This is a genomic window from Aliihoeflea sp. PC F10.4 (genome assembly GCF_054612275.1).
Genome location: NZ_JBTSWH010000001.1, coordinates 2,246,093 through 2,270,213, shown reverse-complemented (window position 1 = coordinate 2,270,213; position 24,121 = coordinate 2,246,093). Strand labels below are relative to the sequence as shown.

Genomic DNA, 24,121 nt, shown 5'->3' with positions numbered 1-24,121 from the left:
GAATCTGGGAATGCCGGCGCAAAAAACGGACTGCTCGAAAACGCATGAAGACGGCGAAGAGAAGTCCAGACTGCTCGACGGCCTGCTGGCCTCCGCGACAAGCACGGACAATCCCATGCCGAACAGCACCACCATGATGCAGACGATCGAAAACCTGCGTGCCAACATTTCAGAACCCTTGCTTTGTCACCGCGTCGAATGTTGACCGGATCATGGCAAGGGGGCGCTGAACGTGTCCTGAGACGTCCGTTCATCGCGGCTTCATCTGCGTTAAGAATTGGTTGCGATCCGTAGATCAGAGCTTGGCCGACATCTGCGTCAGCGCTGCGATCGCGCGCGCGAGTGCCGCGTCGTCGCTCGCCTCGGGGCGTGACGAGACCTTGGCGATCGTGATCTTGCGCACCGGATCGGTCCAGACCCACTGGCCGTGAATGCCGACGCCGCAGAACGAGCTGTTCGCATCGCCGACCTGATACCAGCACGAGCGATAGCGGCCATCGGCGAACATGTCGGCGAAATTGCCGTCGACCCATGCCTGCCGGTTTCCATTCGTCAGAAGATCATCGATCCATGCGGCGGGAGCGATCCGCGTGCCGTCGGGACCGCATCCCCCATTGCGCACGACTTCGCCGAGGCGGGCGAGATCGGCGACGGTGATGCAAACGCCGCCGGCCGCGCGCGCTGTCCCGGCCCGGTCAACGGTTACGTAGGATGCGCCGGTCGCGCCCATTGGCCTCAGCAGGCGCTCGGCGAGGAATTCGTGATAGCGCCGCCCGGCCGCGCGCTCGACGACGAGGCCGAGAAGATCGGTGTTCGGCGAGGCGTAATAGAAGCGCTTCCCATGTTCGCCATCTGCGCGCGGGGGCAGGGTTGCGAGAAATTCCTCCATCGTCTGCGCGGTCGTGTCTGCGCGCTCCGGGTTCCAAAGCATGGCGCGACGATAGCGGTCGAAAGCGCTGTCCCGGTCGGTATATTCCTCGTCGAAATCGAGATCGACCGTCATGTCGAGAAGGTCGCGCACGCGCGCCGTTCCATAGGCGCTCGATTGCGGCATCGGCACGTAGCGGGTGATCGGCGCGTCAGGATTTAGCAATCCGTCGCCTGCTGCGATGCCGGCGAGAAGGCCCGTTACCGATTTGGAAATCGAGAAGATGACGTGCGGGCGCTCGAGGTCGCAATGCGGCGCATGCCAGTCCGCGACGCGTTTCCCGTCGCGCAGAACGACGAGGGCATCCGTGTAGGACGAGCGCAGATAGTCGATGGGCGACAGGGAGACGCCGTCGATCTCAAGCTTCAATGCCTCCAGCGCGGCGCTTCCGACGATGCCGTCGGGGCGCTCCTTTGCCGTTGTCATCGGCGCGACCGGCACGAACTCGCTGACAGACTGGAAGCTGAGCGTCGAAAACGGATGCTCGCGCCAGTTGGAAAGATTTACGTCGCCGCGGGATACGATCTGGTCCGTCATCGATGCCTCCTTTGTCGGGAGACACCGTCAAACCTGCTTCGCACCTCGTCCGTCAAGGTCCAGAACCTATTCGGCTGCCTGTGCCAGCGATGTCGGCATGTAGTTGAGGATCGGGGAAAGCCAGCGCTCGACCTCGGCAACGTCCATCCTCTTACGCACAGCATAATCCTCGACCTGATCGCGCTCGACCTTGCCGACCCCGAAATAGTAGCTGTCGGGATGCGCAATATAGAGGCCTGACACGGACGAGCCGGGCCACATGGCATAGCTTTCCGTCAGCTTCACGCCGGCCACTTTTTCTGCATCGAGCAGGCGAAAGAGCGTTTCCTTTTCCGTATGGTCGGGCTGGGCGGGGTAGCCCGGCGCGGGGCGGATGCCGTCATAGGCTTCGGTGATCAGGTCTTCATTGGCGAACGCCTCGGTCGGCGCGTAGCCCCAATATTCGGTGCGCACTTTCTGGTGCATGCGCTCGGCGAACGCTTCGGCGATACGGTCGGCGAGCGCCTTGACCATGATCGACGAATAATCGTCATTCGCGCGCTCGAACCGTTCGGCAATGGCGACCTCCTCGATGCCGGCCGTGACGACGAAGCCGCCGACATAGTCGGGCTGTCCCTCGGGCGCGACGAAATCCGACAGGGCTACGTTCGGGCGGCCTTCGCGCTTGGCGAGTTGCTGTCGAAGCGTGAAGAATGTGGCGAGTTCGTTCGTGCGTGCTTCATCGGTGTAGAGACGAATATCGTCCCCGACAGAATTGGCGGGCCAGAAGCCGATGACGGCGCGCGGGCGGAACCAGTTTTCCTCCACGATCTGCTTCAGCATGGATTGCGCGTCTTCGAAGAGCTGGCGCGCTGCTTCGCCTTGAGCCTCGTCATCGAGGATTTGCGGATAGCGGCCTTTCAGTTCCCATGTCTGGAAAAAGGGCGTCCAATCGATGTAGCGCGCAAGTTCGGCAACGTCCCAGTCGTCGAACACCTTGGTGCCGAGAACAGACGGTTTCATCGCCCGGTAGCTGTTCCAGTCAACCTTGCATGCATTGGCGCGTGCCGCCGCCAGCGGCAGGCGCTGCTTTTCCAGTTCACGGCGCGCATGCGCGTCGGCGACCTTGGCGTATTCTGTGCGCGTATCGGAGACAAACCCGGCCTTCTGCCGGTCCGACAGCAGCGATGAGACCACGCCGACGGCACGGCTGGCGTCGGTCACGTAGACGGCCTGCCCGCGTTCATATTGCGGATGGATTTTCACCGCCGTGTGGACCCGGCTCGTCGTCGCTCCGCCGATCAGGAGCGGAATGTCGAAGCCCTCGCGCTCGAGTTCGGAGGCCACATGGACCATCTCGTCCAGCGACGGCGTGATGAGGCCGGACAGGCCGATAATGTCCGCGCCTTGCTCGCGTGCCGTTTGGAGGATTTTCGTCGATGGCACCATGACGCCGAGGTCGATCACCTCGTAATTGTTGCAGGCAAGAACGACGCCGACGATGTTCTTGCCGATGTCGTGGACGTCGCCCTTGACCGTCGCCATGACGATGCGACCGGCGGACCTGCGCTCCGATCCGCCATTGGCCGCTTTTTCAGCTTCCATATAGGGCAGGAGCACCGCGACCGCCTGCTTCATGACGCGAGCGGACTTGACGACCTGTGGCAGGAACATCTTGCCCGCGCCGAAAAGGTCGCCGACGACGTTCATGCCTGCCATCAGCGGACCTTCGATGACGTGAAGGGGGCGCTCGGCAGCCTGCCGGGCTTCTTCGGTATCTGCTTCGATATAGTCGGTGATGCCGTTGACAAGCGCGTGTTCCAGCCGCTTTTCGACCGGCCATTCGCGCCACCTCAAATCCTTCTCGCGCGCTTCACGGCCGCCTGTGCCCTTGTAGCGCTCGGCAAGGTCGAGCAGGCGCTCGGTTCCGTCGGCGCGTCGATTGAGGACCACATCCTCGCAGGCTTCGCGCAGTTCGGGATCGATCGTCTCGTAAACAGCGAGCTGGCCGGCATTGACGATGCCCACATCCATCCCCGCCTGAATGGCGTGGTAAAGAAAGACGGCGTGCATCGCCTCGCGCACCGGCTCGTTGCCTCGGAACGAGAAGGAAAGGTTCGATACGCCGCCGGAAATGTGGATGCCGGGAAGCGTTTGCGTCAGTTCTCGCGCCGCTTCGATGAAATCGACGCCGTAATTGTCGTGCTCCTCGATGCCGGTTGCAACGGCGAAGATGTTGGGATCGAAGATGATGTCTTCGGCGGCGAAGCCTGCCTGTTGGGTCAGGAGCTTGTAGGCGCGCGTGCAGATTTCGACCTTGCGTTCGCGGCTGTCAGCTTGCCCAGCCTCGTCGAATGCCATGACGACGACGGCCGCGCCGTATGCGCGGCAAAGGCGCGCGTGATTAAGAAACGCCTCCTCGCCCTCCTTCATGGAGATGGAATTGACGACGGCCTTGCCCTGCACGCATTTCAGCCCGGCCTCGATGATCTCCCATTTGGAACTGTCGATCATGACCGGTACGCGGGCGATGTCCGGCTCGGCGGCGATAAGATTCAGGAACTCGACCATCGCGGCCTTCGAATCGATCAGGCCCTCATCCATGTTGACGTCAATGATCTGCGCGCCGTTCTCGACCTGATCGCGCGCGATGTCGAGCGCCGTGGCGTAGTCCCCATTGGTGATCAGCTTGCGGAATTTCGCCGAGCCGGTGACATTGGTTCGTTCGCCGACATTGACGAACGGAATGTCCGAGGTAAGCGTGAACGGCTCAAGCCCGGAAAGGCGCATCAACGGCTTTTTCCGCAGGATCGCGCGGGGCGGATATTTCGCAACTTCGGCTGCAATGGCCGCGATATGCTCGGGCGTCGAGCCACAGCAGCCGCCGACGATGTTGACCAGCCCTTCCTTCGCAAACCGCCCGATCTGAGCGGCCATCTCGGCGGGCGTTTCGTCATACTGGCCGAACTCGTTTGGGAGCCCGGCATTGGGATAGGCGCATGTCAGCGTGCCTGCCACGCTGGATATTTCGGCGAGATGCGCACGCATCTGGTCCGCGCCGAGCGCGCAATTGAGACCGACCGAGAAGGGGTCAGCATGGCGGATCGAATGCCAGAAGGCGGTCGGTGTCTGGCCGGACAATGTGCGGCCTGAAAGGTCGGTGATCGTGCCGGAAATCATGATCGGCAGATCGACGTTCTTTTCCGCGAACACCTCGCGGCAAGCGAAGATCGCCGCCTTGGCGTTGAGCGTGTCGAAGATCGTCTCGATCAGGATCAGATCCGCGCCGCCGTCGATCAGACCGGCGAGTTGCTCGGCATAGGCGACGCGCAGATCGTCGAAGGAGACGGCGCGGTAGCCGGGATTGTTCACGTCGGGCGAGATGGAGGCGGTCCGGTTGGTCGGTCCCAGTGCGCCGGCAACGAAACGGCGTTTGCTGTCCTGCTTTTCCGAGCGGATCGCCGCGCGCTTGGCCAGCCGTGCACCGTCACGGTTCAACTCGTAAACCTGATCCTCCATGCCGTAATCGGCCTGCGCGATGGAGGTGGACGAAAAGGTGTTGGTTTCGAGAATGTCCGCGCCGGCCAGCGCGTAACGATAGTGGATGTCCTCGATTGCCGCCGGCTGGGTCAGGATCAGAAGATCGTTGTTGCCCTGCTGATGGCAGGCGCAGCCGCCGAACCTGCCGCCGCGGAAATGATCCTCGTCGAAACCGAGCCCCTGGATTTGCGTGCCCATCGCACCGTCGATGATAAGAATACGCTCGCTTGCCGCCTGTCGCAGCAGCGCTGCCACATCGTCTTTTTCGCGGGTGGCTCCGAACAGTTCGTCGATCACGGCAATCTCCATTATGAGCAACGATCGATCACATAAAGATATGTTTATGTCAACATTACATGAGTTTTCTTGAATTAAATGAACGTTCGTTTTATTGTGTTTCGGGAGAAGAATTTGGCACGCACGATCGGATCGGATGGCGAGAAAACGCTGGCCACGTTGCGCGATGCGGCAACGCGCCTGATCGCGCGCCATGGCTATGAAGCCGTCTCGATGCGCAGGCTTGCCGATGAGGTGGGTGTCCAGGCCGCCGCGCTCTACCGCTATTTTCCGACCAAGGAAGATCTGCTTTTCACGCTGATGCGCGAGCATATGGATGCGCTGATAAAAAGCCGGGACACGCTAGACGACAGCGGCGATCCGCGGGACCAACTGGCCGCGTTCGTGCGCAACCACATCGCGTTTCACCTGGCGCGCCGCGATGCCACCCATGTCAGCAATCTGGAACTGCGCAGCCTTTCGCCGGACCGTTTGAAGACGGTCGTCGTGCTGCGCGAAACCTATGAGCGCGAATTGCGCGCGATCCTGCAGCACGGCGCATCGCAAGGCGTTTTCGATGTCGAGGACGCAGCGCTCGTTTCCATGGCGATTATCCAAATGATCACCGGCGTCATTGTCTGGTTCCGGCCCGATGAGCGTCTGTCGATCGACGAAATCACGGACCGCTATTTGACCATGACGCTGCGCCTTGCCGGTGCGAAGCCCCATATTGAGGGAGACTGAAAATGTACGACCACACGATGAAGTTCGGCCATGGTGAGGATATCGACGCGCTGCGCGAAACCGTACGCCGTTTTTCGCAGGATCGCATCGCGCCGCTTGCCGCCGAGATCGACGCGTCGAACGAGTTTCCGAACCAACTCTGGCAGGAAATGGGTGCACTCGGCCTTTTGGGCATGACCGCCGATCCCGATCATGGCGGTTCCGGTATGGGCTATCTCGCCCATGTCATCGCGATGGAGGAGATCAGTCGCGCCTCGGCGTCGGTAGGACTTTCGTACGGCGCGCATTCGAATCTCTGCGTCAACCAGATCAGCCGCTGGGGCACGGACGAGCAGAAGGCGAAATACCTGCCAACGCTTTGCTCAGGCGAGGCGGTGGGGGCGCTTGCCATGTCGGAATCCGGCTCAGGCTCGGATGTCGTCTCCATGCGCATTCGCGCCGACAGGAAGAACGACCGCTACATCCTCAACGGCACTAAGATGTGGATCACCAATGGCCCGGACGCCGACACGATGGTCATCTACGCCAAGACCGACCCGGAGAAAAAATCGCGTGGCATCACGGCCTTCATCGTCGAGAAGAGTTTCAAGGGCTTTTCAGTGGCGCAAAAGCTGGACAAGCTCGGCATGCGCGGATCGAACACGGGCGAACTCGTCTTCGAGGATGTGGAAGTCCCGTTCGAGAACGTGCTTCACGAGGAAGGGCGCGGCGTTGAGGTGCTGATGTCCGGCCTCGATTATGAGCGCACGGTTCTGGCCGGCGGGCCGCTCGGCATCATGGCGGCGTGCCTTGATGTGGCAGTGCCTTATGTCCATGAGCGCAAGCAGTTCGGCCAGCCGATCGGCGAATTCCAGCTCGTACAGGGCAAACTGGCGGACATGTATTCGACGCTCTCGGCCTGCCGCGCCTATGTCTATGCCGTGGCGAGTGCCTGCGACCGTGGCGAGACGACGCGCAAGGACGCTGCCGGATGCATTCTCTATGCCGCCGAAAAGGCGACGCAGACGGCGCTCGACGCCATCCAGCTTCTTGGCGGCAACGGCTATATCAACGAATATCCAACCGGACGCCTGCTGCGCGACGCCAAGCTTTACGAGATCGGCGCGGGCACCAGCGAAATCCGCCGCTGGCTGATCGGCCGCGAAATGATGTCGGAAAGCGCATAGTTCAAAGCTTGCCATCCGGCGCATGAGCGGTTTGGATCGCATGCTTCGAATCCGTCGCTGAACAACCGAGCGAAAGACACTGAGATGCCCGTCATCAACTCGCAGATTTCCACCTCGTCCGACGCGTTCAAATCGAACGCGGAAGCCATGCGCGATCTCGTCGAACAGATGCGCGACAAGGCCGAAGAGATCGCGCTTGGCGGTTCGGAAGAGGCGCGCGACCGGCATGTTTCGCGGGGCAAGCTTCTTCCGCGCGACCGGCTTGCGCAACTGCTCGATACCGGCGCGCCGTTTCTCGAAATCGGCCAGTTCGCGGCCAACGACATGTATGGCGGCGATATCGCGTCGGCCGGTCTGATCGCCGGCATCGGGCGCGTCGAGGGGCGCGAGGTTGTGATCGTCGTCAACGATGCGACGGTGAAGGGCGGAACCTATTATCCGCTGACGGTGAAGAAGCATCTGCGCGCGCAGGAGATCGCACTCGAAAACAACCTGCCCTGCATCTACCTCGTCGATTCAGGCGGCGCGAACCTACCCAATCAGGATGAGGTGTTTCCCGACAAGGAGCATTTCGGCCGCATCTTCTACAATCAGGCCAACATGTCGGCCGCCGGTATTCCGCAGATCGCCTGCGTCATGGGATCGTGTACGGCGGGCGGAGCCTATGTGCCCGCGATGTCGGACGAAACGGTGATGGTCGGCAAGCAGGCGACCATTTTTCTGGGCGGTCCGCCGCTGGTAAAGGCGGCGACGGGCGAGGTCGTGTCAGCCGAAGACCTCGGCGGCGCGGACCTTCACACACGCGAATCCGGCGTGGCGGACCACTACGCGGTCGACGATGCACACGCGCTCGCGATCGTTCGCCGGATCGTGAAAAACCTCAATCGGAAGAAGAACGTCGCGCTCGACATTCGCGATGCGCGGCCACCGCTCCATTCGCCGGATGAAATTCACGGCATCGTCCCGCAGGACACGCGCCAGCCCTATGACGTGCGCGAGATCATCACCCGCGTCGTCGACGGTTCCGAGTTCGACGAGTTCAAGACCAATTATGGCACGACGCTGGTGACGGGTTTCGCCCATCTCTACGGAATGCCCGTCGGCATCATCGCGAATAATGGCGTCCTTTTCTCCGAAAGCGCGCAAAAGGGCGCGCATTTCATCGAATTGTGCTGCCAGCGCAAAATCCCGCTCGTTTTCCTGCAAAACATCACCGGCTTCATGGTCGGGCGCAAATATGAGGCGGGCGGCATCGCCAAGGATGGGGCCAAGCTCGTCACGGCCGTTGCCACGGCGAAAGTGCCGAAAGTCACGATGATCATCGGCGGCTCGTTCGGTGCGGGCAATTACGGCATGTGCGGGCGGGCCTATTCGCCGCGCTTCCTGTGGATGTGGCCGAACGCGCGCATTTCCGTCATGGGCGGCGAGCAAGCCGCAACGGTTCTCGCCATCGTCAAGCGCGAAGGCATTGAGCGGCGCGGGGGCACATGGAGCGCCGAGGAGGAGGCCGCGTTCAAAAAACCGGTTCTCGACAAGTTCGAAGCCGAGGGGCATCCGCTTTATTCGTCTGCCCGTCTCTGGGATGACGGTATTATCGATCCCACCAAAACACGCGAGGTGTTGGCCTTGTCGCTGTCTGCGGCGCTCAATGCACCGATACCCGAAACGAAATTCGGCGTTTTTCGCATGTGACCGCATTTTTTTGCGGAACCGGAACGCCGGTTGCCCGTTCCCGATTTGCGTGGACTCATCGCCAGCCCGCGCGAGGGTGCCGACAGGCACTCAAAGGGGAGCCTGCTTGACCGTGGGCTTTGTATTTTCATTGCTCATCGGGGCCGGCAATGTACCGCATCATCATTTCTACGATCATTCTTCTGATCGGTGTCGTTCTTGCCGGTCAGGGGGCTTGGCTCGCCTCGCTCGGCGGCTCATGGTTTTACGTCGTCATGGGTGTCGGCCTGATCATTTCGGCCGGGCTGTTGTGGGACCGAAGGCCAACCGGGCTTTCGGTCTACGCGCTGACGCTTCTGTTGACGCTCGGCTGGGCGCTGTGGGAAGCCGGTTTCGACTGGTGGGCGCTTTCGGCGCGCGGCAGCCTGCTTGTGGCACTTGGCGTGCTGCTTCTCCTGCCCCCGATGGTGCGCGCGATGCATCCGCCCGGTCTGCCACAGGCTGTCTACGGACCGAACAGCGCGACGCTTGCTTTCGCTCTTGTCGTCAGCGGCTTGGTCGCCGCCGGATCGATCTGGATGGAGCCGCGCGATCAGGACGGAACGTTTTCGGCCCAGCAGATGGCCGGTCTGACCGCCCCGGTCGATAACGGTGTCGACGATGGCGAATGGCGGGCCTATGGCCGCACTGCCGCCGGACAGCGCTATTCGCCGCTGACCGACATCACACCGCAGAACGTCGCCAATCTCGAGGTCGCATGGACCTACCGGACTGGTCAGGAGCGCAGCGGTTCGGACCCGGAGGAGACGACTTATCAGGTGACGCCGCTGGTCGTCCGCGACATCATGTATATCTGCACGCCGTTCGGAACGGTGATCGCGCTCGATCCGGTGACGGGTCAGGAACGCTGGCGCTTCGATCCGCAACTGCAACAGCCGCCGACGCCGACGACGCAGCACATGACGTGCCGTGGCGTATCCTATTTCGACGGCACCGATCTGGTTCCCGCAGCGCCCGAGCAGGCGCAGGCTACTGCCCCGGAAGCACCCGTCGTGGAAGGCGAGGAGCCTGCGACGGAAGAACAGGCCGCAACGCCCCCGGAAGATGCGCAGGAACGTCCGACGCTCTCGAACGACGAGCGCTTGGCGCTGTCCGTCGAATCCGTCACGCGGCAGGCTGCCGGCGTCGCTCAGAACGTCGTCACCGGCGAAGCCGAGCCGGGTGCACAAAACCCGACCGTTACGCGCGATGAAGACGGATACGTCAATCGGGACGAGGCGTGCCTTCGCCGTATCTTTGCGCCGACTTCCGACGGGCGCGTCATCTCGCTGTCCGCAGAGACGGGCCAGATCTGCGCCGGTTTCGGCGGCGAGGACGGGACGATCAACCTTTGGGCCAACATGCCCAATGTGACGCCGGGCTCCACCTATACGACATCCCCGCCGGTCGTGACCGATTCGGTCATCATCATCGGCGGCGCGGTCAACGACAACGATTCGACGACGTCTCCTTCGGGCGTCATTCGTGGGTATGATATCTGGACGGGCGAACTCGTCTGGAACTTCGATTCCAAGAACCCCGATGCCACGCAGCCGATCGCCGAAGGCGAGACCTATATGGAAAACTCGCCCAACATGTGGAGCGTGGCGAGCTATGATCCCGATCGCGACCTTGTCTATCTGCCGATGGGCAATGAATCGCCCGACCAGTATGGCGCGAACCGCAGCGAGGAAACCGAGCGGTTCTCGTCGTCCGTAACTGCGTTGAACGCTTCGACGGGCGAAGTCGCCTGGGTCTTCCAGACCGTCCATCATGATCTTTGGGATTACGATGTTCCCGCGCAACCGGCACTGATCGACCTGACCATCGACGGCGAGACCGTGCCCGCACTGGTGCAGCCGACCAAACAGGGCGACATCTTCGTCCTGAACCGCGAAACGGGCGAGCCGGTGCATCCGGTTGCCGAGGAGCCGGCGCCGCAGGGCGCGGTTGGCGACGACTGGACCGCACCGACGCAGCCGCATTCCTCTGTCAGCTTCCGGCCCGATATGCTTCGCGAAAGCGACATGTGGGGCGCGACGCCCCTCGACCAGGCCGCCTGCCGCATCGCCTATCGCCAGATGCGCTACGAGGGCGCGTTCACGCCTCCATCGGAAGAAGGAACGATCGTCTATCCGGGCAATTTCGGCACGTTCAACTGGGGCTCGGTCGCAGTCGATCCCGAACGGCAGATCATGTTCGGCATGCCGGTCTATCTGGCGTTCACGTCAACGATGGTTCCGCGCGAGGACGATGAGACGCGCGTCGTCACGGATGATGGCGGCCCTGTCTTTAATGAGAATTTCGGTGCGCCTTATGCCGCCCGAATGGGCCCGTTCATGTCGCCGATCGGTCTTCCGTGTCAGCAGCCCTCGTGGGGCTACATCGCAGGCGTCGATCTGACGAGCGGCGAGACGATCTACAAGCGCGTCAACGGCACGGTGCGCGACCTAGCGCCGGTTCCGCTGCCCTTCAAGATGGGCGTTCCGGGCATCGGCGGGCCGATCGTGACGAAAGGCGGGGTGGCGTTCCTTTCTGGAACGCTCGACTACTTCGTCCGTGCCTATGATCTTCAGACCGGCGAGGAACTCTGGCAGGACCGCCTGCCGGCCGGTGGGCAGGCAACGCCGTCCACATATCGCGGCGCGGATGGAAACCAGTATCTTGTCGTCGTCGCGGGCGGACATGGCTCCACGGGAACGACGGCTGGCGACTACATTATCGCATATCGGCTGGGCACGGCTTCGCCTTCCCGATGACGTGACGCTTTCGCAGCAGGAAGCTATAAAGCGGCGAGGCTCATGCTTCGCCGCTTTTGCATTGGAGGAATGATGTTCACCAAAATCCTGATCGCCAATCGCGGCGAGATCGCATGCCGTGTTATCGAGACTGCGCGGCGCATGGGCGTTGCGACGGTTGCCGTCTATTCGGATGCGGACCGCAATGCGCGGCATGTGGCGATGGCCGATGAAGCAATTCACATCGGAGCGTCGCCGGTTGGCGAAAGCTATCTCGTCGGTGAGCGGATCATCGCGGCGGCGAAGGAAACGGGCGCGCAAGGCATTCATCCAGGCTACGGCTTTCTTTCGGAAAATCCGGATTTCGTCGATCAGGTGGAGCGTGCCGGCCTCGTCTTCATCGGTCCGTCGTCGGCCTCGATCCGCGCGATGGGCCTGAAGGACGCGGCTAAACGCCTGATGGAAAAGGCCGGCGTGCCGGTCGTGCCCGGGTATCACGGCGAAGCGCAGGAACTGGTCGTGCTGTCGTCGAAGGCGCAGGAGATCGGCTTCCCGGTATTGATCAAGGCCCGCGCAGGTGGCGGCGGCAAGGGAATGCGCCTCGTTGAGGACCAGGCGTCGTTTCCCGAAGCGTTGGCGGCAGCGAAGCGCGAGGCCAAGGCGTCGTTCGGCGACGACCGTGTGCTGGTCGAAAAATACGTTTCCAAGCCGCGCCATATCGAAGTTCAGGTCTTCGGCGACAATCACGGCAATGTCGTTCATCTGTTCGAGCGCGATTGCTCCGCCCAGCGCCGCCATCAAAAGGTGATCGAGGAAGCGCCAGCACCCGGCATGGACGAGGGCATGCGCGCGGCCATGACGTCTGCGGCCGTAAAGGCCGCAAAGGCTATCCGCTACTCCGGTGCGGGCACGATCGAATTTATCGTCGACGCCTCAGACGGCCTTCGTGCCGACCGCTTCTGGTTCATGGAGATGAACACACGTCTTCAGGTCGAACATCCCGTGACGGAGATGATCACCGGGATCGACCTTGTGGAATGGCAGTTGCGTGCCGCATCCGACGAGGCGCTGCCGATGAGGCAGGAGGAAATCGGTATCGAGGGTCATGCGGTCGAAGCGCGCCTCTACGCCGAGGATGCGAGCCGCGATTTCCTGCCGGCCATCGGCACGCTTCATCATCTGAAGTTTCCCGAACGGCTCGAAACACAGGCCGAACTGCGCATCGATACGGGCGTGCGATCCGGCGATACGATCAGTCCATTCTACGACCCGATGATCGCAAAAGTCGTTGTCCATGCGAAGGACCGCACTACTGCGCTTGCCGGGTTGGTGGAAGCGCTCGACGCAACGCAGGTCGCCGGGTCGATCGTCAATGCGCAATTCCTTGCCGCTCTTGCATCGGATGTGGATTTCGCTGCCGGCAATGTCGATACGGGCCTCATCGGACGCAAGCAGGCCGAACTCACCCGTCCCGGCAAGGCGACGGCGCGCGCGGCTGCCATCGCTGCGCTGGCTGCTGCCGGCGCTCCGGCAAAGCGCGACGGCGACCCGTGGTCCGAACTGATCGGCTATGGGCATTTCGGCGGTCTTGCGAAATCGGTTCGGCTCGAAGCTGGCGACACCATAAGAACCGCTAATGTGACCGCGCGGCCGGATGGGCGCTTCGAGGCCGATCTGGAGGGCGAGAGGTTCGTCCTGTCCGAAGCCGACCGCGCGAAGGCTGCGTTGTGGCAGGGGCACGTCACCGTTTTCGACGAGGCGGGCAGCCATGATTTCGTTCTCGACGATCCGTTTGCGCGGGCAGAACACGCGGCAGCCGGCGGCGATGCGCTGCGCGCGCCGATGCCCGGCCTCGTCAAGATGGTGCGGGTGGAAAGCGGCGCGTCCGTAACAAAGGGGCAGGCGCTGCTGGTGCTGGAAGCCATGAAGATGGAGCACACGATCTCCGCACCGCATGACGGCGTCGTTGCGGACATCGTGTCGGAAGGCACGCAGGTCACGGACGGAACCGTGCTCGTGCGGTTCGAGGAAGAGGCGCAGGCGGTCGAGCCGGCCTGACGCTGCATAAATGTGATCCGCTCGTTCGCTTTTTGCGGAACACCTCGATTCCGTCATCCGTTGTAGCGTTGGTTCCAACGGAGGATTTTCTATGCGCACCTTGTTGCTGACGGCCTCGGCCGTCGCTCTTTCCTGTTCCATCGCTCTCGCCCAGACGCCGCCCCCGCCACCGGACGCGCCGGAACCGCCGCCGCCGGGCGAGGAAATGGACGCGGGCGGGATGAATCCTGACGCAGCCGCCAATCCGGAAGAAAATGCCCGTGGAGCCGGCGGCCCGCGCCATGAAATGCGCGAAGGCGGTCCGCGTCATCACATGCGCCCCGGCGGTCCGCGCGGCGGACCGGGCTGGCGCGCGATGCGCAGCGGGCCTGAGTTCAAGGTCGAAATCGACGAAGACGGCGCGGTGAAGGTCGAGGCGAAATGCAGCCCGCGCGAAGAGACGCGTGCCTGCGCCGACATCACCATGGAATTGCTCGATCGCGCCCTCGGCAACTGATCGTGACGATCGTGTAAAGAAAAAGGGCCGCTGCTTGTCGCAGCGGCCCTTTTTCGTCGCGTCCCTGTACGCGCGGCCCGGCGGGTGATCCCGCTCTGTTGCCGTAATTCAGATCAGTGTGTCGTCATCCATTCGCGTGCTTCGCGAAGCGCCTTGGCGATATCGCCCTTCGACATGGAGTCGGACAGTTCCTGGCGAAGAAGCGCTGCGCGGTTGCTGCCTTTGATGGCGGCGATGTTGAACCATTTATGCGCGGCGATGACGTCGACATCGCAGTCGCGGCCGGTGGCGTACATCATGCCGAGTTCGAAAAGAATGTCGGCCTGGGCAGTGGAGCCGATGCCGGCTTCGATCATTTCGTAGCGTGCCATTTCAAGTCCCCTGTTTCGTCCCGAGAGCCGGATTTTTCCGTGCCGCTCTTGTTGCTGTGTGATGCTTCGAGAATGCCGGGGAGGCTTGAATCTGCCGTAAAAAGGCGTGCTTAACGAGCTTCAAACAAAGCTCAAATTTTCCGTAAACGCCACGTTTCGTTAAGCATGGAAACCCCGCGATCGCGCGGTCGTTCAGACAATTTCAAGACAATTGCCACATTTCATTTTTACCCCGCGCTAACCACGCGAAACGGTCGCAAATGAACTGCGCGCCAAAAATCGTCCCTGAAAGCAAATTTTCGTCGGATCACGCGAACGCGATGACCCCACTTTCCACCGCCTGAAAACTCCATTACGTTTACGTCTGCGTAAGCTTTTGGGCACGACGCTTTTTGGGAGGAAGCAATGAAAGTTCAACTCTGGGCGGCGCTTGCCGCCTGTGTACTCGTCACGGCCCCTGCATTCGCGGCCGAGCCGATCGTCGGCATGTGGAAGCGCGGCAACGGCACCTTGATCGAGTTCGCGCCCTGCTCGGCCGGCTTTTGCGGCACCGTACGCTCGGGCGAATATAACGGCCAGGCGATCGGCACGATGGCTGGAGCGGGCAGCGATTATCAGGGCACGGTGAATGTGCTCGACGAAGGCAAGACCTATAAGGGCAAGGCGAGCGTCAACGGCAACACGATGAAAATGAGCGGCTGCGTCATGGGCGGCCTGATCTGCCGCGGCGAGGATCTGGCGCGCCAGTAGAGTCCCGCCGGAAGACACACTAAGGCCCGGCGATCTTGTCGGGCCTTTTGCTTTGCGGGGAGCTGGCGTCGTCTTGATGTTTCGCCGGTTGACCGCTAGTGGCTCGGCAGCCAACAGAGACGCCTTCAATGAACCGACCACACCTCACGGCGCTTGCCGAAAGCCTTCCCGCCACCGTGCCCTTCGTCGGCCCCGAGGCGCAGGAGCGCCAGCGCGGCCGCCCGTTTCGCGCGCGCCTTGGCGCAAATGAAAGCGGGTTCGGGCCGTCGCCGTCGGTAAAGGCTGCGATTGCAGCCGCGTCTGGGGACGTGTGGATGTATGGCGATCCCGAAAGCGCTGAATTGCGCGCCAAGCTGGCCGCAAAGCACGGGGTGTCGGCGACGAATATCGTGATCGGGGAGGGGATCGACGCGCTTTTGGGCCTCGTCGTGCGCCTGTGGGCGGATCGCGGCGCTGCGGTCGTCACCTCGCTGGGCGCTTATCCGACCTTCAATTACCATGTCGCCGGGTTCGGCGCGCGGCTCGTGACCGTTCCTTATGAGGACGATCGCGAAAGCCTTTTCGCACTCCTCGATGCCGTCAAACGCGAGAACGCACCGGTCGTCTATCTCGCCAATCCCGACAATCCGATGGGCACATGGTGGTCTGCCGAAAAGATCGAACGTTTCATCGAAGCGCTTCCCGAAACGACCATGCTCATCCTCGACGAGGCCTATGGCGAGACCGCGCCGGACGGCACTTTGCCGCCGATAGATATCGAGCGTGCGAATGTGCTGCGCATGCGCACCTTTTCCAAAGCCTATGGGCTGGCGGGCTTGCGTTGCGGCTATGCGATCGGCGAAGCGGCAACGATCAATGCGTTCGAGAAAGTGCGCAATCATTTCGGCATGACGCGCATGGCGCAGGCTGCCGCGCTCGCCGCCCTCGACGACGAAGCCTGGTTGCGAAAGGTGATAAGCGATGTCGCCGCCTGCCGCGACCGGCTTTACGACATAGCGGCGACGAACGGCCTGGCCGCGATCCCCTCGGCCACCAATTTTGTCGCGATCGATTGTGGTGAAGATGGTGCCTTCGCACTGAAAGTCATGCAGGAACTGATCGCTCGCGACGTGTTCGTGCGCAAGCCGATGGCTCCGGTTCTCGACCGCTGCATCCGCGTTTCGGTCGGCCCGGCCGCCGAGATCGATCTGTTCGAGGCCGAGCTTCCGAAAGCGCTTGCCGCCGCGCGCGGTTAGGCTTCGACCGTCACCGGCCCGAGCGGGCGCGAGCAGCATGCGAGGATATAGCCTTCCTCGATCTCGTGATCGAGGATGCCGCCATTGTGGCTCATCTCGACTTCGCCCGAAAGCTTCATCGTCTTGCATGTTCCGCAAAGACCGAACTCGCAAGCGGCCGGAATACGCACACCCGCCGCGCGCGCGGTTTGCAGGATGGTCTGGTCGGGCAGGCACATCGCCTCGACGTCGGACGAGGCAAAACGCACCGGCTGTGCGTCGGCCGGCGGTTCGGCGTTGACGATTTCCTCGAACGGCGCCTGAACGCGCTCGATCGTCGGCGCGCCGAAGCTTTCCTGATGATAATGCGCCATGTCGAAGCCTTCGGCTTCAAGGATCTGGCGCACTGCGCGCATGAATGGGTCCGGCCCGCAACAGAATATCTCCCGCTCGGCGAAGTCCGGCGCAAGGAGTTTCAGCCGCGTGCCGTCGATGCGCCCGACATGGCCGAAGCCGCCCTCGCGCCGCGCGCGTTCTTCCAGAAGAAAGTCGAGCGACAGGCCGTGCATGTAGTTGCCGACGAGTTCCAGTTCGCGGCGGAAGATCAAATCTTCGTAGCGACGCGAGCAGTTAATAAAGGCGACATCCGTTTGCGGCGCGAAATCGTTGAGCCACAAAAGCATCGACATCATCGGCGTGATGCCGGAACCGGCCGACAGGAAAAGATATTTGGCGGCAGGATGGTTATGCAGCGAAAAATCGCCCGACGGCCCGAAGGCCCTTACATGGTCGCCGGGCTTCAGATTGTCGAACATCCAGCGCGTGCCGATCGAATCGGCCTGCGCCTTTACCGTCACGGCGATGGAGAATGGGCGCGACGGGCTCGACGAGAGCGTATAGGTGCGCATCAGTGGTTCCGGCTCCGCCGGCAGTTCCAGCGTGATGAACTGGCCGGGCTGGTAGCGGAACCATGTCTGGCTATCCGAACGGAATGCGAAGCTCTTCACGTCCGGCGCTTCGTCCACGACGCGCAGGCATTCGAGCACCTGAAGGCGGTCGTCCCACGGCGCCATCTCGTCCAGATATTTGTAAAGGGACGTCGCGTTCATTTCGTTCTCCTCAGGCCACCGAGCGCAGCGCCGGCTTGGCGTCACCCGTCAGGCGGTCTTCGGCGAAATTGCTGTACCATTCGACGAACTGCATGACGCCGCCCTCGTGTTCCTCGGAATAGGGGCCGGGTCGATATGCGGGCGAGGTGATGCCGAACGCGTTTTCCTCGACGATCCGCCGATCCTGGTCGTTCGTCTCCGTCCACACATGGGTGAGTTCGGCAAGGTCGTAATCCACGCCCTCGACGGCATCCTTGTGAACGAGCCATTTGGTCGTCACCGCCGTTTCCGTGGCGCTGATGGGCAAGACGCGGAAGGTGACTGCATGGTCACCGAGAACATGGTTCCAGGTCGTCGGGTAGTGATAGAGAAGAAGCGCGCCGATGCGGTCCGTCGAAACGGAATCGGACAGGTTCTTCTTCACCGCGCGCTTGCCGCTCATCGTATAGCTGACCGCGTCTCGTACGAGCGGTACGCGCGTGACGCGATATTGTCCGTCTTCTGAAATCTCGAACGTGCTCGGCAATCCGGCCGCCTCGCACCGGTCCCAGTGTTCAACGATCTCAGGGTCGCTTTTCGACCCTTGAACGCCAACAGCGGTCGGCGCTTCGGGAAAGGTCTTGCATAGCTCGGGATGGTTGCCCGCGCAGTGATAGCACTCGCGATTGTTTTCCCAGACGAGCTTCCAGTTGCCCTTCTCGATGATGGTCGATTCGAACGCGACCTTCGTTTCGGTCAGACGATGCGGGGCGAGATAGGGCTCGAGCTTTGCCCGAACCGGCGCGAAGTCCGCCGGTTCGTCGGCAAGGCAGATGAAGAGGTAGCCGGCGACGCCCTCGCAGGCGATCGGCTTCAGGCCGAATTGCGAAGCGTCGAATTCCGCCCCCATCTGCCGCGCGAATACGAGACGGCCGTCAAGGTCGTACGTCCACTGATGGTAGGGGCAGACAAGCTTTGCGGCCGTTCCCTTGGCAGCAGTGCACACGCGCGAGCCGCGATGGCGGCACGTGTTGTGGAACGCGCGGATCGAACCTTTTGCGTCACGCACGACGACGACCGGATATTCACCGACCTGAACCGTCATGTAGCTGCCTGGCTTGGGCAGTTCGCAATCATGGCCGATGAACAGCCAGTCCCGATACCAGATCAGCTCCATGTCGAGCTTGAAGAAATCGGGGTCCGTATAGAAGGCGCGGTCGAGGCTATAGCCCGGCTGCCTTGCCTTTAGTCTTTCGAGCATTTCCTTGCGCGTATCCATGTCCTGTCCTGCCTTCAATGCGAAGACTGAACTGGTGGAGATGGCAAAGGAGAACGCGTGGGCGTTTCGCTGCCCACATGCATTCGCCTCTCGATCGCCCACCGCGATCAGTCGGTTTCAAACCTCTTCAGGCTGGTTTCCGGACTCTGGAGCGACCCTTCTGCAAGGCCCGCCGCAACACCTTCCCGGGCTGTTCGCCCAGTGGCTCCCGCTGCGACTTCATCTCCACCACCGTTGCGGGGGCAGCGCCGGCATCCGACCGGCTTCCCAATTCTCCTCGCCCGAAGTGATCGGACGCGGCACCTGAATGGCACGACTTAATCATCCGGCGCGTGATTCCAGTCGCATGATTGCGACATCGGATAAGCGTCCGGCGACGCAGTTCATATCAAAATGTCTCTCCGGGCGATTTGGGATGGCGGTGGCTTACGTAAAGACCGAGAGCGGGGACAGAAGCAATACGGCCCAATGCCGTCCCGATTGCCAATATTTGACCGGCAGCGGCGAGCGCTTCGCATCTGTCATTTGTGGACCATGCCCACCATGACTTGCCAGCCGGCAATCCAAATGCCATTAACATCCGGCTAAATATATGTTGGCAAATTTTATGACGCCCTAAAGAACGTCTGGATACTTGAAATGATGAAAGCACGCCTGCCTATCTACGCGCTCTTTGCGTTCATGTTAACGACTCGGGATTCTTTCGCCTATATCGATCCCGGAACGGGCAGTGTCGTCACGACTGCGATCATAGGATTCTTTGCGGCCGCGGCCTATACGCTGCGCAGATATTATTATCGGATCACGGATTTCTTCTCCGGGAAAAATGCGGACAAGGAAAAGGCGAAAAGCGCTGAAAAATCCTCAGGGTCGAGATAATGATGGGGAGCGTCGCAAAGGCACGTCCCCCGCTAGAAACCGATTTTGTTGCAGATTCCGGGTCTTTCCGAGACCGTAATAACCGCGTCTACGATAATGGAACGGCAATCGTCCGCGGAATAAGCGAGGACGCCGCCGCGAATTGGGAGTTGCTGTGTCAAGAGCCGTTTTATCAGGCTCTCGTCGACGCCGGAAAAATCATACAAACGGAGCATGCCGAGTCCGCGCTGGTGCGTCCGGGCCAATGGCCAAGGCATCTCAAGCACGCACGTATTCCATTCATCTCATATCCGTATGAATGGTCGTTCGGAATGCTGAAAGATGCTGCACTCCTTACGCTCGACATTCTTGAGAGCGCGCACGAAAGCGGATGGACGCTCAAGGACGCAACCGCCTACAACATTCAGTTTATCGCCGCGAAACCGGTCTTCATCGATATTCCGTCGTTCGTTCCTCATGCTGAAGGCGACCCGTGGGTCGGATACCGCCAGTTCTGCATGCAGTTTCTTTATCCGTTGATGTTTCAAGCTTACAAGGGCATCGATTTCCAGCCCTTCCTAAGGGGTAATATCGAAGGCATCGACCCGCTTGTCGCCAACAAGGTTATCGGCAATCTGGCGATATTCAAGAAAGGCGTTCTTTCGCACGTAAAGCTACATGCGAGCATGCAGGAACGGTCTTTTCGGGCGCAACTTTCCGAAGCGCAGCGCCTGACCGAAGATGCCAATCAGGTCCCGACAGAACATAAGAAGCTCCACCATTCGAAGGCGATGGTGGTTGGTACGCTTCAGGGTCTGCGTCGGACGATAAACGCTCTTTCATCGGGGGAAGAGCCGACCACCTGGAGTGCTTACGACACCACCCATAGCTATAGCGACTCATCCTTCGACGTGAAGCGGGATTTCGTAAGTCGGGTGTCGGCAAAAAAACACCGCCAACTGGTGTGGGATCTGGGATGCAATACTGGCACTTTTTCGAGAATTTGCTCCGACAATGCAGACTATGTCGTTGCGGTGGACGGCGACGTAAAGGCGATAGACCACCTGTACTATGGTCTTAAAAGCGCGGCCGCCGGAAACATACTCCCGCTGACGCTCAACTTGGCGAACCCGTCACCAGGACAGGGGTGGCTGAGCGGTGAAAGAAAGGCATTTGTAAATCGCGGAAAGCCGGACCTGATACTCTGTCTTGCGCTCATTCATCACATCGTCATCTCGGCGAACATTCCGCTGGCGGAGTTTCTTCAATGGCTGAGAAGCTTCAATAGCGAGATCGTGATCGAATTTGTCAGCGTCGAGGACGCCATGTCGAAGATGCTTTTGAGAGGGCGCGTCAATCAGTACGGGGAAATGACGGAAGCAGAATTCGAAACGATTGCTTCATCGATTTTCACGATTGAATCGTCCCAATCTCTAAAGGGAAGTCATCGCAAGCTGTATCATTTGACCCCGCAGTGAAATTTGCGTTCGCGGAGAGGGTAGCGGGGGCGAATGGAAATACTAGCTTTTATTTCGCAGCCTATCATCTATGGCATGCAAATTATCTTGGATGCTGTTCATCAAGCAACTGGTAGCTTCGGCCTCGCCATTATAAGCCTGAGCGTTGCGGCACGTTTGATCACGTGGCCGATCGCTCGTGCCGCAAGGAAAGCTCAAGCCAGAGAAAAACAAAAACAGGACGAAATGGCTGTCGATTTGGCGGACGCCAAATCGAGCTTGTCCGGCCGAGCGCGATTTGAAGCTATCGAGGCTATATATACCAGACACGGTTATCACCCGATACAGTCGCTCTCCGGCCTGGCCCCACTGGCGCTCCAAATTCCGTTTCTACTAAGTGCCTTTATTCTTCTCAGCAGCTATCCCGCTCTGCAAGGCGTTCCGTTTCTGGTTGTCGACAATCTTTTGGAGCCGGATCAACTCGTTCAAATTGCAGGAATTTCCATCAATCTCTTGCCGATCGGATTGACGCTATTGGGGATAGTGGACTCTTATGTAAATCCTTTAGCGACAGCATCTACACGCAGGCGGTTTCTCATAGTCGCTATTGTTTTGTTGGGGCTTATTTATTGGGCGCCTTCCGCGGTGTGCCTCTATTGGGCCTCAAGCAATTTCATTTCGCTCTTGTCTTCATTGCTTATGCGGTTTGCCGCTCGAACCAGCAGATAAAAAAAGGGGTCGGAAAATGACGCGAACCCGTCTATTTCATTTATTTGCAATTCTCAGCATTTCCATTGGGCTGATCTACTCTTCTCTGGCCGACAACCCGACGTTTTTTGTCGCTCACCAGACGCAGCCGGTAGACGTTTTTCTTATGATCGTCGCCGTGTCGATAATCGGCCCGTTGGCGCTTACGCTTCTTGTAGCTGCCATATGCTGGATCGCAGGACGCATTTCCGCTCGCCTTGGTAGTGTCATATTGGATGTAGCGCTGTTTATCGCGGCTTCGGTGTTGGCGCTCGTTGTCTGGAAAAGCGCTCTGAGTGTCGACCCTGCATGGATATGGGCTATCGCATTGGTGTCGGCAGTCATCTTCGTTGCTGCCTATATTCGATACCCTGCTGTCGGTTCGGTGGTTGGCTTCGCTTCGATCGGCATAGTCGTCCTGCCCGTCCAGTTTCTCCTGGATTCCAACATTCGCCAAATCTATTTGCCCGCTACAAATGTGGCAGATGATCAAATGCCGGTGGATGCCGCACAACCCATTGCCCCGGACACCCCTGTGATCTGGCTCACCTTCGATGAGTTTCCGCTTACGGCCATTTTGACCGAGGACCTGCAGATCGATGGCGCGCTCTTTCCAAATTTCAAAAGGCTTGCGGACACAAGTTACTGGTTTCGCAACGGAACAACCGCTTACATGTCGACGCTGGCGTCTATCCCGGCCTCTATGTCCGGCAGGAAGCCTACTGAGCTTATAAGAATAGCCGACACGAACAGCTATCCGGTCAACCTTTTCACCCTTTTCGGCCCGGGAAGGCGCGTGATTGCTCACGAGCCTTTGACGAAACTCTGCCCTGAACAGATGTGCGCTAACGAAACGCTTCCGACCATGCGACGCCTGTCAGGATTGTTCAGCGATATCCGGGTGCTGGCCAGCCACATGGTGCTCCCTGATCCCGCCGTTTTCGGTATATCTCCAATTGGCGACCAGTGGATGGGTTTTGGCGGCGAGGCTGGAAACGACACCTCCTCCGAAGGCTATTGGACTTTTGGACGGGTCGATCATTTCCGTCGGGCACTGGCTGAAATTTCCTCGAGCAAAGAGTCTCCCCTGTTCTTCCATCATCTGCTGCTTCCTCACTCGCCGTACATTTTCTTTCATAACGGAGACTACTATCTGAGCAAGAGCGTCGCGGTGCGGGGCGAGCGTGACGGGATATGGTCCGACAATGAGCTCTGGGCCCAGTTAGGTTATCTGCGTGGCATCCATCAGATCGGATTTGCCGACCGACTCCTGGGGGAGTTGTTCGACAAACTGAACGCGGAGGGGCTACTGGAACGTTCTTTGATAGTAGTGACGGCTGACCACGGAAGGGGATACAGAGCCGGTTCGGGCACCCGTGACTTTAGGGCGTCTGCTGCAGGCTCAGGTCATCACCTGGCAGACATCGCTTCGGTGCCATTATTTATTAAATTGCCTGATCAAATCGCAGGTCGAACCACAGATGTTCCTATGGAGACAATAGATCTTCTGCCTACTGTCCTACGGACATTGAACCAAACGCCGCCGGACGATATGCGCGCTGGACTGGATTTGAACATGGATTCGCTCGATTTTGATCGACCAATAGGACGTGGCCGGCAAATTCGTAATTTCGCTTTCGAGGAATTCGATATCCCAGAAGATGTCATGCCTTTTCTCCACGAGGCGGTGGATTACAGGACGTCGATCTTCGGAACCCCCTCTTCATGGGATGACGTGATGCTCACGGGAGCGGTGGATGCCGGTCTGTTGAACTCCAAAGTCGACAGTTTTGATATCGAAGCCGCCCGAGCCCTGTCGGTGCGCTTTTTGCAGACGACAATGGATTCATATCTGACCACGGCACCTGAAAAGCATGCTGACAAATTTTTTAGGTATTCATTTGCCGATGCGAGGCTTTGGCAGGGAAATAGCTATAGCGTTCGGGAGAGCGAGAAGGCTATAGCTATGAGCGTTGATGGGATAATCAGATACGTTTCTGAACTTAATAGAGTGAGTGATATGTCGTACGATTTTTCGTACCTTATACAAAGTAATTTCTTTAATGATATAGATCAGAAAGTGGAATTCTATCTTGTGGGAAATGAGGGTAACGGAAGATATTTGGTTCCGATAATCGATATTAATTATCAGTAGATGTTTGTAAATAAAAAATATTTTGGTTTA

At 59.8% G+C, this 24,121-nt stretch carries 18 protein-coding genes and 1 riboswitch; of the genes, 13 read left to right on the top strand and 5 right to left on the bottom strand.

Annotation, left to right across the window (positions count from 1 at the left end):
* Positions 1–10: 10 nt before the first annotated feature.
* Complete coding sequence (locus ACX82Z_RS11600; RefSeq protein WP_459588907.1) at positions 11–205, top strand: hypothetical protein; 195 nt, start codon at positions 11–13, stop codon at positions 203–205.
* Positions 206–295: 90 nt separating this feature from the next.
* Here ACX82Z_RS11600 and ACX82Z_RS11595 read toward each other — a convergent pair whose 3' ends face one another.
* Positions 296–1,465 (bottom strand): serine hydrolase domain-containing protein, encoded by a 1,170-nt coding sequence (locus ACX82Z_RS11595; protein WP_459588905.1) that lies wholly within the window; start codon positions 1,463–1,465, stop codon positions 296–298.
* 66 nt (positions 1,466–1,531) lie between these two features.
* Positions 1,532–5,293, bottom strand: a complete 3,762-nt coding sequence (metH, locus tag ACX82Z_RS11590) for a methionine synthase (RefSeq protein WP_459588903.1) — start codon at positions 5,291–5,293, stop codon at positions 1,532–1,534.
* A gap of 102 nt (positions 5,294–5,395) precedes the next feature.
* Between metH and ACX82Z_RS11585 the strand changes: the two genes are divergently transcribed.
* From ACX82Z_RS11585 to ACX82Z_RS11560, 6 genes are all read left to right on the top strand, one after another.
* The gene (locus tag ACX82Z_RS11585) at positions 5,396–6,004 is read left to right on the top strand and encodes a TetR/AcrR family transcriptional regulator (protein WP_459588901.1); all 609 of its coding nucleotides are present in this window, start codon (positions 5,396–5,398) and stop codon (positions 6,002–6,004) included.
* A 2-nt stretch (positions 6,005–6,006) separates the two neighbouring features.
* Complete coding sequence (locus tag ACX82Z_RS11580; RefSeq protein WP_459588899.1) at positions 6,007–7,170, top strand: isovaleryl-CoA dehydrogenase; 1,164 nt, start codon at positions 6,007–6,009, stop codon at positions 7,168–7,170.
* Positions 7,171–7,254: 84 nt separating this feature from the next.
* Positions 7,255–8,862, top strand: a complete 1,608-nt coding sequence (locus tag ACX82Z_RS11575; protein WP_459588898.1) for a carboxyl transferase domain-containing protein — start codon at positions 7,255–7,257, stop codon at positions 8,860–8,862.
* Between the two features lie 149 nt (positions 8,863–9,011).
* Positions 9,012–11,639, top strand: coding sequence for a PQQ-binding-like beta-propeller repeat protein (locus ACX82Z_RS11570; protein WP_459588897.1), 2,628 nt, complete (start codon positions 9,012–9,014; stop codon positions 11,637–11,639).
* Between the two features lie 72 nt (positions 11,640–11,711).
* A complete protein-coding gene (locus ACX82Z_RS11565) occupies positions 11,712–13,676 on the top strand; it encodes an acetyl/propionyl/methylcrotonyl-CoA carboxylase subunit alpha (RefSeq protein WP_459588895.1) in 1,965 nt (654 codons plus the stop codon).
* 91 nt (positions 13,677–13,767) lie between these two features.
* The gene (locus ACX82Z_RS11560; RefSeq protein WP_459588894.1) at positions 13,768–14,172 is read left to right on the top strand and encodes a hypothetical protein; all 405 of its coding nucleotides are present in this window, start codon (positions 13,768–13,770) and stop codon (positions 14,170–14,172) included.
* A gap of 113 nt (positions 14,173–14,285) precedes the next feature.
* Here the strand turns inward: ACX82Z_RS11560 and ACX82Z_RS11555 are convergent, their stop codons facing one another.
* Positions 14,286–14,543: a sel1 repeat family protein gene (locus ACX82Z_RS11555; RefSeq protein ID WP_459588892.1), complete on the bottom strand. Its 258-nt coding sequence runs from the start codon at positions 14,541–14,543 to the stop codon at positions 14,286–14,288.
* Between the two features lie 405 nt (positions 14,544–14,948).
* Between ACX82Z_RS11555 and ACX82Z_RS11550 the strand changes: the two genes are divergently transcribed.
* Both ACX82Z_RS11550 and ACX82Z_RS11545 read left to right on the top strand, forming a co-directional pair.
* Positions 14,949–15,293 carry a DUF2147 domain-containing protein gene (locus ACX82Z_RS11550; protein ID WP_459588890.1) on the top strand — a complete coding sequence of 115 codons (345 nt, stop codon included), beginning with the start codon at positions 14,949–14,951 and terminating at the stop codon, positions 15,291–15,293.
* 128 nt (positions 15,294–15,421) lie between these two features.
* Positions 15,422–16,528 carry a pyridoxal phosphate-dependent aminotransferase gene (locus ACX82Z_RS11545; RefSeq protein ID WP_459588889.1) on the top strand — a complete coding sequence of 369 codons (1,107 nt, stop codon included), beginning with the start codon at positions 15,422–15,424 and terminating at the stop codon, positions 16,526–16,528.
* Here ACX82Z_RS11545 and ACX82Z_RS11540 read toward each other — a convergent pair.
* Together ACX82Z_RS11540 and ACX82Z_RS11535 are read right to left on the bottom strand one after the other, a co-directional pair.
* Positions 16,525–17,616, bottom strand: a complete 1,092-nt coding sequence (locus ACX82Z_RS11540) for an FAD-binding oxidoreductase (protein ID WP_459588887.1) — start codon at positions 17,614–17,616, stop codon at positions 16,525–16,527. The two genes, ACX82Z_RS11545 and ACX82Z_RS11540, sit on opposite strands and share 4 nt — an antisense overlap.
* 10 nt (positions 17,617–17,626) lie before the next feature.
* The gene (locus tag ACX82Z_RS11535) at positions 17,627–18,874 is read right to left on the bottom strand and encodes an aromatic ring-hydroxylating oxygenase subunit alpha (protein ID WP_459588885.1); all 1,248 of its coding nucleotides are present in this window, start codon (positions 18,872–18,874) and stop codon (positions 17,627–17,629) included.
* Positions 18,875–18,987: 113 nt separating this feature from the next.
* A riboswitch (cobalamin riboswitch) is annotated at positions 18,988–19,196 on the bottom strand.
* A 317-nt stretch (positions 19,197–19,513) separates the two neighbouring features.
* Here ACX82Z_RS11535 and ACX82Z_RS11530 point away from each other — a divergent pair.
* Genes ACX82Z_RS11530 through ACX82Z_RS11515 form a run of 4 tightly spaced genes read left to right on the top strand, consistent with a single transcriptional unit; the run spans position 19,514 to position 24,091 of the window.
* Entirely contained in the window at positions 19,514–19,753 is a 240-nt protein-coding gene (locus tag ACX82Z_RS11530) for a hypothetical protein (protein WP_459588883.1), read from the top strand.
* Positions 19,753–21,210: a methyltransferase domain-containing protein gene (locus tag ACX82Z_RS11525; RefSeq protein WP_459588881.1), complete on the top strand. Its 1,458-nt coding sequence runs from the start codon at positions 19,753–19,755 to the stop codon at positions 21,208–21,210. Before ACX82Z_RS11530 ends, ACX82Z_RS11525 begins: the two co-directional genes overlap by 1 nt.
* 33 nt (positions 21,211–21,243) lie before the next feature.
* A complete protein-coding gene (locus ACX82Z_RS11520) occupies positions 21,244–21,918 on the top strand; it encodes a YidC/Oxa1 family membrane protein insertase (RefSeq protein WP_459588880.1) in 675 nt (224 codons plus the stop codon).
* 16 nt (positions 21,919–21,934) lie between these two features.
* Positions 21,935–24,091, top strand: coding sequence for a sulfatase-like hydrolase/transferase (locus ACX82Z_RS11515; protein ID WP_459588878.1), 2,157 nt, complete (start codon positions 21,935–21,937; stop codon positions 24,089–24,091).
* Positions 24,092–24,121: the final 30 nt, after the last annotated feature.